This is a genomic window from Streptomyces sp. NPDC127084 (assembly GCF_042724175.1).
Lineage (GTDB): Bacteria > Actinomycetota > Actinomycetes > Streptomycetales > Streptomycetaceae > Streptomyces.
Genome location: NZ_JBHXFA010000182.1, coordinates 1 through 12,166 on the forward strand (window position 1 = coordinate 1; position 12,166 = coordinate 12,166).

Sequence of the window (12,166 nt, forward strand, 5' to 3'; positions counted from 1 at the left end):
TGACGACCCACCCTGCGGCAGAGCCCGCATCGTGTCCCAAGCCACGATGCGGGCTCTGCCGCGTGGAAGACCGCCCGCAGGCTCTCGCCTCCTGCGGCCGTTCGGCGTCTTCGCCTACGACGACGCCAGCTCCGCAGCCGGGTTCCCGCCCCACCGCGCCCGAGGGGGCACCTCCTCACCCTTCATCAGGAAGGTGTCTGCCGCGAGTTGTGCCCGGTCGCCGATGGTCGTGCCGTAGTGGACGAACGCTCCCACTCCGAGGGTCACGCCCCTTCCGATCGTGGCGTGGTCGGACTTGAAGGCACCGTCTTCCTGGGAGTGCGACTGGATGACGCTCGCGGCGTTGAGGGTGCAGTCGTCTCCGATGCTCACCAGGGTCCGTTCGATGAGCGTGCAGCCGTCATCGAAGACGCGCCGCCCCACCCTGGTGCCCAGCAGCCGCCACACCAGGGATTTGAACGGAGTGCCGTTGAAAGCCTGCATATAGCGGTGCGAGGTCAGTTTCCAGAAGCGTTCGTGCGACCAGAACGCGGGGTCGTAGATCGAGCAGTACAGCGGCTCCAAGCTCCTGAAACCGGTGACCGCCCGCTCGATCAGAGTGAAGAAGACAATGGTGAACGCCATGGTGAGCAGGCTGGCGAGCCCCAGCACCGGCGCACCGTGGAGGTGGTAGAGGTCGACGGCGGCCATGGCGATGAGGGCGAGTACGAAGAAATGGAACCACCGGGCCGCCAGATGAAGGCTCGCGGTGACGGCGTTGTGCCGGTTCTTGGCTGCCAGACGCCGCCGCAGCTCGTCGCCCGTGGCCAGATGGTCGAACCGGGTGTCGCGCAGCACCGTGCGCGGTATCTCGAAGCTGGGCGATCCCAGCAGACCCACGCCTTCACGTACGGGCCCGTCGACGGGGACCATGACCTTGGTCGCGAGCAGGCAGTTGTCGCCCGTGCGCCCGCTCGGGGGATAGGCGACGTTGTTGCCGAGGAAGTTGCTCGGCCCGATCGCGGTCCTGGAGAAGCGGAAGGACGTGCTGGAGAAGTCGGCGTTGATGATCGACAGGCCGTCGGCCACCATCGTCCCGCTGCCGACCGTGCTCAAGTAGGGGCTGTCGTGCTTGACCAGCGTGCCGAAGTTCGACCCCGTCTGCTCGATACGGCACAGGTCGTACCCCAGGCAGCGCAGATAGTGCACGATCGCGGAACTGTCCCCGAAGAGAGTGGTGAAGAACCTGATGTTGGTCAGCCTCAGGACGGCCCGCTGGATGCCGTAGTGGAAGCCGTACAGGGGATAGACCTTGTACGGCTTGATCGCCAGGCCCAGCAGCCGCGGCAGCGTGCCCACCAGGAGCAGCCCCACCAGCAGGGCGCCGAAGAAGGCCACCAGGGAAGCCAGCAGAGCGTCGAGGAAGAACACGGGACTGGTGACCACCGACGTCACCGGGTTCAGCACCCCGCTCAGCCGCGGCATGACCGTGAGCAACAGGCTCACGCCGGCCACCGTCAGCGGCAGGTACACCAGCAGCATGGCCCCCAACTGGCCCAGACTGTAGAGAATTCTGCGCAGGGTGCCGCACTCGGCGGGTGCGACGGCGCCGTAGTCGGTCGTCGCCGCCTGCGCTGGTGAGCCGTGCCAGGTCTCACCAGCGGGGACGGCCTGTCCTGGTTGCAGGGACGAGGCATGGCCGAGCTGGGCGCCGTCGCCCATCGAAGTGTCGATGTCGAGCACGGTCTGCTCATGGACGATCACCCCTGCGCCCAGGGTGACGGGGCCCGTCTCGATCCACCCGTCGTGCGCCCGGTAACAGGACAGGAGCACGTCCTTGCGGACGAGAGCATCCCGACCGACGGTGAGCAGATCAGTACAGACCGGTACGGTGCGCGAAAGAATCGTCACGCCTTTCCCGATGTGTGCGCCGAGAGCCCGCAGATAGAGCACATACAGCGGTGAACCGGCGAGCAGCCGCGCCGGACTGGTGCGGATCAGAGACTTCACGCACCAGAAACGCAGATAGCCAAGGCTCCACACGCGGATCCTGCGCCGGGTGTAGCGGCCGACGAGTGCCCACTTCGCGACGACCGGAAGGGCGCACAGGCCGAAGAACACCACGAGGCCGAAGAGGACCGCCCGGACATAGAGGTCCGCCGCCCCCGATGCGGCCACGACCCACTCGTAGCCCTCGATGGCGACGAGGGCCCCCAAGCAGGAGACGACAAGGAAGAAGAGGAGCTGGGCCGCCCCGCAGAGTACATACGGGAGGGTCCGCTCCACGGGCTTGTCCGACTCGGCTGACGGCTCGCCAGTGGCCTGGACCGGTGTGGGTGTGACAGCGGACGGCGGGGTGTGAGCCGGAGCCGGGGAGACGTCGGTTCCCGGAAACGCGGCGGCCAGGCTGCGGATCGTCGTGTGCTCGTAGACGTCCTTCATCGACACCGTCGGCAGATCATCCCGCTTGCGCACCCGCGCACAGAACTGCGCCATCACCAACGAGTCAGCACCCAGGTCGGTGAAGAAGTTGCTGCCGACCGACACCTCGCTGGTTCGCAGAACCTCGGCCAGCACTTCCGCCAGGTGGGACTCGATACTGCGCGATGCCCCGGCCTCGGCCGCGTCAGTCTCGGCGGCGTCCCTCTGCGCATGGGCGGCACGGGCGCCGCTGCCGGGTTTCACGACCATTCCCCCGCCACCCACGGGGCCGCGTCGACCCGAGCAGCCGTCGCAAGGCCATGGGCGCTGAGCCGAGCGCATTCCCTCAAGAACATACGAGCTCACCCGCAGTCGGTGCTGTTGTCCACCGCGACGCCTTGTGTTCCGCGTCAAACGTCTCTTCTTCAATTAAGCCCGATCGGACCGCTTCTGTCCTGCCACGGAACTTGGGACATCCAGGCCATCGCGGTGGCCCATGACCTTTGGGCAGCGTTCGAGCGGCTCCACGCATGCTCGTCAGAGCTCAACGATCTTGGGCTGTACACCTGTTGCGGGCGCGTTGGCGGATGCCTGACCACCGGGAACGAGGACGGCGTCGAAACACTGCGCCATGAACGTCCTCTACGGCTTCCAGCACCTCGGCGACGCCATCCCGCCCCAAGCCGACGTGGGTTGGATCGGAGAGGCCGGGCCCCGGGCCCTCCTGCCTCGCCCCCGGCTGCGCTGAAGATCGACTGCGATCCAGGGCACACATCGTGACATATGACACGATGTGTGCCCTTTCACATAGAAACGCAGCCCACGGCACCCGCAGGAGGAGGCTGCCCAGACAACGCGAAACGGGCCCTCACCGAGACTTTCGTCTCCGGCGAGAACCCGTTTCGTCGGTTTCTCATGGTGCGCGAGGGGGGAGTTGAACCCCCACGCCCTTTCGGGCACTGGAACCTGAATCCAGCGCGTCTGCCTATTCCGCCACCCGCGCATTGGGTGTTGCCGCCCCGCTCCCACCTGTTCGGTGCGAGCGCCTTGCGACATGCAGAACATTAGCACGCTGCGGAGGGTCCGTTCACGCGCGTTTGCCTCGGCCCCCGCTGGTGGAGGAGACGAGGAGGAGAGTGCGGAAGACAGGTGCGGAAGACGGGCAGGGCGGGCAGACACGGAGAGTGGGCGGAGCCGGGGCAGCCGGTCGGGAAGCGGGGCCGGCAGGGGCATCCGGTACGCGGGACGCCCCGGAGGTTCGCCACCTCACACCCGGGGAGCTTCTCCGGTGCGGGACACTGTGAGGAGGCCGCCTCTACGATCCGTATGGCGATCCGTGTGAGAGGTGACACTCATCGACGGGGCAGGGAAGGGGAACCAGCCGATTTCCCCACGCGTGGATACGATCGGTAAGCAGTACCAGGACGACAACACCGGAGGAGGTGCCCCATGGGAGTCATGAAGCGTTTCGAGCAGCGGCTCGAAGGCCTGGTGAACGGCACCTTCGCCAAGGTCTTCAAGTCCGAGGTGCAGCCCGTCGAGATCGCGGGCGCCCTCCAGCGCGAGTGCGACAACAACGCCACCATCTGGAACCGCGAGCGGACCGTCGTCCCCAATGACTTCATCGTCGAGCTGAGCACCCCGGACTTCGAGCGCCTCAGCCCGTACTCCGGCCAGCTCGGCGACGAGCTCTCCGGCATGGTCCGGGACTACGCCAAGCAGCAGCGGTACACCTTCATGGGCCCGATCAAGGTCCATCTGGAGAAGGCGGACGACCTCGACACCGGTCTGTACCGGGTCCGCAGCCGTACGCTCGCGTCGAGTACGTCACAGTCGCCCGACCGCGCGCCCGAGCGCGGCCTCGCCGGCGGCGGGCCTCAGGGCTTTTCCACAGGCGCCCCACAGGGCGGCGGTTACGGTTACCCTCCTGCTGCGGCACCTCCCATGCCGTCGGCACCGCCACCCGGGACGAACCGGCCGGGCTCCACGCCCGGACGCCCGGGAGGCTCGGCGCCGGGCGCCCAGGTGCGCCGCTGGATCGAGATCAACGGCAACCGCCACCAGATCTCACGCCCGACAATGGTGCTGGGACGCAGCACCGACGCGGACGTGCGGATCGACGACCCCGGCGTTTCCCGCCGCCATTGCGAGATCCGGACCGGCACGCCCTCGACGATCCAGGATCTGGGGTCCACCAACGGCATCGTGGTGGACGGGCAACACACCACCCGCGCTACGCTCCGCGACGGCTCGCGGATCGTCGTGGGCAGCACCACCATCGTTTACCGGCAAGCCGAAGGGTGAAGCGGGGGCAATGTCAGAGCTGACCCTGACGGTCATGCGGCTGGGTTTCCTGGCCGTTCTGTGGCTGTTCGTGATCGTGGCCGTACAGGTCATCCGAAGCGACCTGTTCGGTACGCGGGTCACCCAGCGCGGTTCGCGCCGGGGCGCCGAGAACCGGCAGCAGCAGACCGGGACCGGCCGCCAGCCGGCCGCGCCGCCGCAGCAGCGCCAGCAGCAAGCAGGCCGCCAGCGCCGCGGGGCGCCGACCAAGCTTGTGGTGTCCGAGGGCAGCCTTACGGGCACCACGGTCGCCCTGCAGGGGCAGACCATCACGCTGGGCCGGGCACACGACTCGACCATCGTGCTGGACGACGACTACGCGTCGAGCCGGCATGCCAGGATCTATCCCGACCGTGACGGACAGTGGATCGTCGAGGACCTCGGGTCGACCAACGGCACCTACCTCGACCGTGCCCGCCTCGCCACCCCGACACCGATTCCGCTGGGCGCGCCGATCCGTATCGGCAAGACCGTCATCGAGCTGCGGAAGTAGTACGACAATGAGCGAGCGGAGCGAGCGAGCCGCTGCGGTCCCCGACGGGGCTTCCGCGGCGGTACCGGCACTGGGCCGGGCCCGGCGGCTCCCGACCGGAGGGTGGGCAGTGTGGCTCGAGACCGGCTGTACCCCGAAGCAGCGTCGACAGGGCAGGTGCGCATGAGTCTGTCACTGCGCTTCGCCGCCGGATCGCACAAGGGCATGATCCGCGAAGGCAACGAGGACTCCGGCTACGCCGGCCCTCGGCTGCTCGCCATCGCGGACGGCATGGGCGGCCAGGCAGCCGGAGAAGTCGCCTCGTCCGAGGTGATCTCGACGCTGGTGCAGCTCGATGACGACGTCCCGGGCTCCGACATCCTCACCTCACTCGGCACCGCCGTTCAGCGCGCCAACGACCAGCTGCGCGCCATGGTCGAGGAGGACCCCCAGCTCGAAGGCATGGGAACCACCCTCACCGCACTGCTGTGGACCGGCCAGCGCCTCGGGCTCGTGCATGTCGGCGACTCCCGCGCGTATCTGCTCCGTGACGGGCTGCTGACCCAGATCACCCAGGACCACACCTGGGTGCAGCGCCTCGTGGACGAGGGCCGGATCACCGAGGAAGAGGCCACCACCCACCCGCAGCGCTCGCTGCTGATGCGCGCCCTGGGCAGCGGTGACCATGTGGAGCCCGATCTCTCCATCCGCGAGGTCAGGGCCGGCGACCGCTACCTCATCTGCTCCGACGGGCTGTCCGGTGTCGTGTCCCACCAGACGATGGAGGACACCCTCGCCAGCTACCAGGGCCCGCAGGAGACCGTGCAGGACCTGATCCAGCTCGCGCTGCGCGGCGGTGGCCCCGACAACATCACCGTGATCGTCGCGGACGTCCTCGACGTGGACGGCGGTGACACCCTCGCGGGCCGGCTTCACGACACCCCGGTGATCGTCGGCGCGGTCGCCGAGAACCAGATGCCGCTCGGCGACAACGGCGCCATGCAGACCCCCGCGGGACGCGCCTCCGGCCTCGGCCGCCCCGTCCCGCCCGCCGCCGGCGGCTTCGGCCCGCCCGGCAGCGGCGAAGGCGCGGGCTACGGCGGAATGCCCCCGGAGGGCAGCTACGGCTCGTACGCCGACGACGACTTCACCAAGCCGGCCCCTGCCGGGCGCAAGTGGCTCAAGAGATCCCTGTACGGCGCGCTCGCGCTCGCCGTGCTCGGCGGCGGTCTGTACGGCGCCTGGCGCTGGACCCAGACCCAGTACTACGTCGGCGCCAACGGCAAGCACATCGCTCTCTACCGCGGTATCAGCCAGGACCTGGGCTGGGTCTCGCTCTCCAAGGTCGAGAAGGACCACCCCGAGATCGAACTCAAGTACCTGCCGCCCTATCAGCAGAAGCAGGTCAAGGAGACCATCGCCGAGAGCAGCCTCGGTTCCGCGCGCGACAAGATCGTGGAGCTCTCCACCCAGGCAGCCGCCTGCAAGAAGGACGAGCAGCGCCAAGCCGCGGCGGACCGTACGCCCAGCACACCTCCCGGCGAGGGCCAGGCCGGTGGCACCACCGGCACTCAGCCCTCCGACCAGTCCGCCCAGACCAAGCCGAACGCAGCTCCCTCTCCGGGCCCCACCCTCTCGGAGGAGGAGCAGAAGCTCGCCACGAACTGCGGCAAGCAGTGAGCGGTACGCGGTAGACCCGTAGGGGGCCTTTCTCCACCATGAGCGTTGTCACCAACACGACCACCATCGGCGCGATCGAACTGCCGAGCCGCCGCAACACCGAGCTGCTGCTGCTCGCCTTCGCCGTCGCGATCCCGGTGTTCGCGTACGCCAATGTCGGCCTCGCGCTCACCGGCGAGCTTCCCGCCGGCATGCTCGGGTACGGCCTGGGCCTCGGCCTGCTCGCGGGCATCGCGCACCTCATGGTGCGCAAGTTCGCCAAGTACTCGGACCCGCTGCTGCTGCCGCTGGCGACACTACTCAACGGCCTCGGCCTGGTGCTGATCTGGCGGCTCGACCAGTCACCGCGGCTGAACGCGCTCCCCAACTTCGCCCCGCAGGCCACCAACCAGCTGATGTACTCGGCGATGGGCGTCGCGCTCTTCGTGGGCGTACTGCTGCTGCTGAAGGACCACCGCGTCCTCCAGCGCTACACCTACATCTCGATGGCGGCTTCGCTCGTCCTGCTGCTGCTGCCCCTTGTCCCGGGTCTCGGCACGAATGTGTTCGGCGCCAAGATCTGGATCCGCGTGGGCGGATTCTCCATCCAGCCCGGTGAGTTCGCGAAGATCGTCATCGCGGTCTTCTTCTCCGGCTACCTCATGGTGAAGCGGGACGCGCTGGCCCTGGCCAGCCGCCGCTTCATGGGGCTCTATCTGCCGCGGGGCCGTGACCTCGGCCCCATCGTCACGATCTGGGCGGTGAGCCTGCTCGTCCTGGTGTTCGAGAACGACCTCGGCACCTCGCTGCTGTTCTTCGGCATGTTCGTGATCATGCTGTACGTGGCCACCGAGCGCACCAGCTGGATCGTCATGGGCCTGCTGATGTCGGCGGGCGGCGCGGTGGTCGTCTCGCAGTTCGCCAGTCACGTGCAGTCCCGGGTGGCCGCCTGGCTCGACCCCTTCGAGTGCCTGAAAACCGCTCCTCCGAACACCAACATGTCCTACGCCTGCGACCAGATGACACAGGTGCTGATGTCCTTCGGCTCAGGAGGCACTCTCGGCACGGGTCTCGGACAGGGCGACTCCGACCTCATCATGTTCGCCGCCAACTCCGACTTCATCTTCGCCACCGTCGGCGAGGAGCTCGGACTGGCGGGAGTGATGGCCTTCCTGCTGCTCTACGGTCTGATCATCGAGCGCGGTGTGCGCACCGCCCTCGCCGCCCGCGACCCCTTCGGCAAGCTGTTCGCGATCGGCCTCACCGGCGCCTTCGCCCTCCAGGTCTTCGTGGTCGCCGGCGGTGTGATGGGCCTCATCCCGCTGACCGGTATGACGATGCCGTTCCTCGCGGCCGGCGGCTCGTCCGTGATCGCCAACTGGGCGCTGATCGGCATCCTGATCCGTATCAGCGACACCGCGCGCCGGCCGGCTCCCGCCCCCGCCCCGAACCCCGACGCCGAGATGACCCAGGTGGTCCGACCGTGAACAAGCCCCTGCGCCGTATCGCGATCTTCTGCGGCCTCCTGGTCCTCGCGCTGCTCATCCGGGACAACTGGCTCCAGTACGTCCGTGCGGAAGAGCTCAGCAGCCACAAGAGCAACAAGCGTGTCCAGATCGAGCGCTATGCGTCCGAGAGCGGCAACATCATCGTCGACGGCAAGCCGATCACCGGCTCCAAGCTGACCGACGACACCTACTTCAAGTACAAGCGCACGCACACCGACGGCCCGATGTGGGCACCCGTCACCGGCTATGCCTCGCAGGCCTTCGGCTCCTCGCAGATCGAGTACCTCGAGGACGACATCCTCAGCGGCAACGACGACCGGCTCTTCTTCGACCGCACCATGGCGATGTTCACGGGCGAGAAGAAGAAGGGCGGCAATGTCGTCACCACGCTGAACGGCAAGGCCCAGAAGGCGGCGTTCGAGGGCCTCGGAAACAAGAAGGGCGCGGTCGCGGCCATCGACCCCCGCACCGGGAAGATCCTGGCGCTCGCGTCCACGCCCTCGTACGACCCCTCCTCCTTCGCCGGCCGCACAGACAAGGACGGGAAGGCCTGGCAGACGCTGAACGCGGACAAAGACAAGCCGATGCTGAACCGCGCGCTGCGGGAGACCTACCCGCCCGGCTCCACCTTCAAGGCCGTCACCGCCGCCGCAGCGCTGGAGCACGGCGTCGTCAAGAACATCGACGCGCCGACCGACACACCCGAGCCGTACCTCATCCCGCTCTCGAGCACGCCGATGAAGAACCAGCACAGCGGCTGCGAGAAGGCCAGCCTGAACGAGGCCCTGAAGGTCTCCTGCAACTCGGTCTTCGCCAACCTCGGTGACAAGGTCGGCCGGGACAACATGGTGGAGACGGCGGAGAAGTTCGGCTTCAACGACCCGAAGATCTTCACTCCGGTGCGTGCGTCCGCCTCCGTCTACAACAAGGAAATGGACCGCGGTGGCAACGCCCAGTCGGCGATCGGCCAGTTCGACACCCGGGCCACCCCGCTCCAGATGGCCATGGTCACCGCCGCGATCGCCAATGACGGCAAGCTGATGAAGCCGTACATGATCGACAAGCTGGAAGCGCCCAACCTCGACGTGCTGGAGCGGACCGAGCCGGAGGAGATGAGCCAGCCGCTCTCGGAGGAGAACGCGCAGCTCGTCCAGCAGATGATGGAGAACGTGGTCGAGAAGGGCACGGGTACCAACGCCAAGATCGACGGTGTCACGGTCGGCGGCAAGACCGGTACGGCCCAGCACGGCGAGAACAACAGCGAGCGCCCGTACGCGTGGTTCATCTCCTACGCCAAGACCGACCAAGGCTCACCGGTCGCCGTGGCCGTCGTGGTGGAGGACAGCTCGGGTACGGCCCGTGATGACATCAGCGGTGGCGGGCTCGCCGCGCCCATCGCCAAGAAGGTGATGGAGGCGGTGCTCGACGGGAATCAGTGACGCATGTCACTGATCACCCCGTCACCCCGCCTCAAGACCGCACAATGCGGTACCGGTCGCGGATCACGTCCCGGGCTTGGGCGGACTCCAAGCGACTTGGCCGGTAGCGTATGCGCGAACAGCACACCGCCGGACCACACACATGGGTGCGGTCGGGACTGACGGAGAGGGCTGGAACTGTTATGGAAGAGCCGCGTCGCCTCGGCGGCCGGTACGAGCTGGGCTCGGTGCTCGGCCGCGGTGGCATGGCCGAGGTCTACCTCGCGCACGACACCCGGCTCGGCCGCACCGTCGCCGTGAAGACGCTGCGGGCCGACCTCGCCCGTGACCCGTCCTTCCAGGCCCGGTTCCGCCGTGAGGCCCAGTCGGCCGCCTCTCTGAACCATCCGGCGATCGTCGCGGTGTACGACACCGGCGAGGACTACGTCGACGGGGTCTCCATCCCGTACATCGTGATGGAGTACGTGGACGGCTCAACGCTCAGAGAGCTGCTGCACTCCGGCCGCAAGCTGCTGCCCGAGCGCACCCTGGAGATGACCACCGGCATCCTCCAGGCCCTTGAGTACTCGCACCGCAACGGCATCGTCCACCGCGACATCAAGCCGGCGAACGTCATGCTGACGCGCACCGGCCAGGTCAAGGTCATGGACTTCGGCATCGCGCGCGCCATGGGCGACGCGGGCATGACCATGACCCAGACCGCCGCGGTCATCGGCACCGCCCAGTACCTCTCCCCCGAGCAGGCCAAGGGTGAGCAGGTCGACGCCAGGTCCGACCTCTACTCGACCGGCTGCCTGCTGTACGAGCTGCTCACCGTGCGCCCGCCGTTCGTCGGCGACTCGCCGGTGGCCGTGGCCTACCAGCATGTCCGGGAAGAGCCCCAGCCGCCGAGCAACTTCGACCCCGAGATCACGCCCGAGATGGACGCGATCGTACTGAAGGCGCTGGTCAAGGACCCCGACTACCGCTACCAGTCGGCCGACGAGATGCGCGCCGACATCGAGGCCTGCCTCGACGGCCAGCCGGTCGCCGCGGCCACGGCGATGGGCGCGGGCGGTTACGGCAGCGCATACGGCCAGCGCCCCGAGGACCAGCCGACCACCGCCCTGCGCGCGACGGCCCCGGCCGGGCAGACATCGATGCTGCCGCCCGTGAACCCGGACGACGGCGGTTACGGCTATGACGACCGGCCCGACCGGCGCCGCCAGAAGAAGTCGAGCACCTCGACGATTCTGCTGGTGGTGGCGGGCATCCTGGTGCTCGTCGGCGCCGTCCTCATCGGCAAGCAGCTCTTCGGCGGCGACGGCGGGGACACCCAGGTCCTCGTCCCCAACCTGGTCGGCAAGCCCTTCACAGAGGCGCAGACGGCCGGGACCAACGTAGGCGTCACGGTCGTCCAGGGCAGCACCACGCGCTGCGACCAGCCCAAGAACAGCGTGTGCAGCCAGGATCCGGCCGCCGCCGACGGCGCGAAGATGGACAAGGGGGACACCATCACGGTCGTCCTCTCGGCGGGCGCGCCGCTGGTCGAGGTGCCCGATGTCACGTCCTCCAAGCGGGATACCGCCGTCGCACGCCTGGAGAAGGACGGCTTCAAGGTCGAGGAGGAGGAGATCGAGTCGGATGAGACCCCCGGCACGGTCGTCAGCCAGGACCCCGAGGGCAACTCCAAGGTCGAGAAGGGCACCACGGTCACCCTGAAGATCGCCAAGCAGGCCAAGGAGACGGTGCCGCCCGTGGTGGGCCAGCAGTTCGACGCGGCGAAGGACCAGCTCGAGAAGCTGGGCTTCACCGTGGCACGCACCGACGTCGACTCCGACAAGGCCGCGGGCGAGGTCGTGGCACAGGATCCGAACGGCGGCTCCAGGCAGGCGGAGGGAGCCACGATCACGCTCCAGGTATCCAAGGGCCCACAGCAGACGCCCCAGACGCAGGTCCCCGAGGTACGGGGCAAGCGGGTGGGTGAGGCCAAGCAGATCCTGGCGCAGTTCGGCTTCACGAACATCACGTTCTCCAACGGCAGCTCGCAGGACGACAACGCGCTCGTCCTCCAGATGGATCCGCAGCCCGGCACCCAGGCCGACCCCGCGACCACGACGATCACCCTCCAGACGATCGGCGGCGGAGGCGGCCAGCAGGGCGGCAACAACGGCGGCTTCGGAGGCTGATCGGCGGTCAGGCCGCGCCTAGCGGATCCCGACCCGCCCGATCCGGTCGTCGGTCAGCACAGCACTGGGCCCCCGGCCCCCCCCAAATGGGGGGCCGGGGGCCCGGGGTTATCGTTTTTTGGCCACGAGGTAACGGATTGCGGACCCCCCCCCCCCGGGCCGCGTGAGGGCGCCGTG

Annotated in this window: 7 protein-coding genes, 1 tRNA gene and 1 pseudogene; 7 read left to right on the plus strand and 2 right to left on the minus strand. The window is 68.1% G+C overall.

Annotation, left to right across the window (positions count from 1 at the left end; translation table 11 throughout):
* Nucleotides 1-114 precede the first annotated feature (114 nt).
* Entirely contained in the window at nt 115-2,670 is a 2,556-nt protein-coding gene (locus ACFWI9_RS29395) for a Pls/PosA family non-ribosomal peptide synthetase (protein WP_387166785.1), read from the minus strand.
* A gap of 246 nt (nt 2,671-2,916) precedes the next feature.
* Here ACFWI9_RS29395 and ACFWI9_RS29400 point away from each other — a divergent pair.
* Nucleotides 2,917-3,140 (plus strand): annotated as a pseudogene (locus ACFWI9_RS29400) (flavodoxin family protein); the annotation flags it as partial.
* Nucleotides 3,141-3,316: 176 nt separating this feature from the next.
* Here the strand turns inward: ACFWI9_RS29400 and ACFWI9_RS29405 are convergent.
* Nucleotides 3,317-3,403, minus strand: a tRNA-Leu gene (locus ACFWI9_RS29405).
* Between the two features lie 446 nt (nt 3,404-3,849).
* Between ACFWI9_RS29405 and ACFWI9_RS29410 the strand changes: the two genes are divergently transcribed.
* From ACFWI9_RS29410 to pknB, 6 genes are all read left to right on the plus strand, one after another.
* Nucleotides 3,850-4,704 carry an FhaA domain-containing protein gene (locus tag ACFWI9_RS29410; protein ID WP_387166788.1) on the plus strand — a complete coding sequence of 285 codons (855 nt, stop codon included), beginning with the start codon at nt 3,850-3,852 and terminating at the stop codon, nt 4,702-4,704.
* A gap of 10 nt (nt 4,705-4,714) precedes the next feature.
* Entirely contained in the window at nt 4,715-5,236 is a 522-nt protein-coding gene (locus ACFWI9_RS29415; protein WP_387166792.1) for an FHA domain-containing protein, read from the plus strand.
* Nucleotides 5,237-5,398: 162 nt separating this feature from the next.
* On the plus strand, nt 5,399-6,895 hold the full coding sequence (locus ACFWI9_RS29420) for a Stp1/IreP family PP2C-type Ser/Thr phosphatase (protein WP_387166794.1): 1,497 nt from the start codon (nt 5,399-5,401) through the stop codon (nt 6,893-6,895).
* Nucleotides 6,896-6,933: 38 nt separating this feature from the next.
* Nucleotides 6,934-8,361, plus strand: coding sequence for an FtsW/RodA/SpoVE family cell cycle protein (locus tag ACFWI9_RS29425; protein WP_387166797.1), 1,428 nt, complete (start codon nt 6,934-6,936; stop codon nt 8,359-8,361).
* Nucleotides 8,358-9,821, plus strand: a complete 1,464-nt coding sequence (locus tag ACFWI9_RS29430) for a peptidoglycan D,D-transpeptidase FtsI family protein (protein ID WP_387166800.1) — start codon at nt 8,358-8,360, stop codon at nt 9,819-9,821. The genes ACFWI9_RS29425 and ACFWI9_RS29430 overlap by 4 nt, the downstream gene beginning before the upstream one ends.
* A gap of 182 nt (nt 9,822-10,003) precedes the next feature.
* Nucleotides 10,004-11,989 (plus strand): Stk1 family PASTA domain-containing Ser/Thr kinase, encoded by a 1,986-nt coding sequence (gene pknB, locus ACFWI9_RS29435; protein WP_387166803.1) that lies wholly within the window; start codon nt 10,004-10,006, stop codon nt 11,987-11,989.
* Nucleotides 11,990-12,166 lie beyond the last annotated feature (177 nt).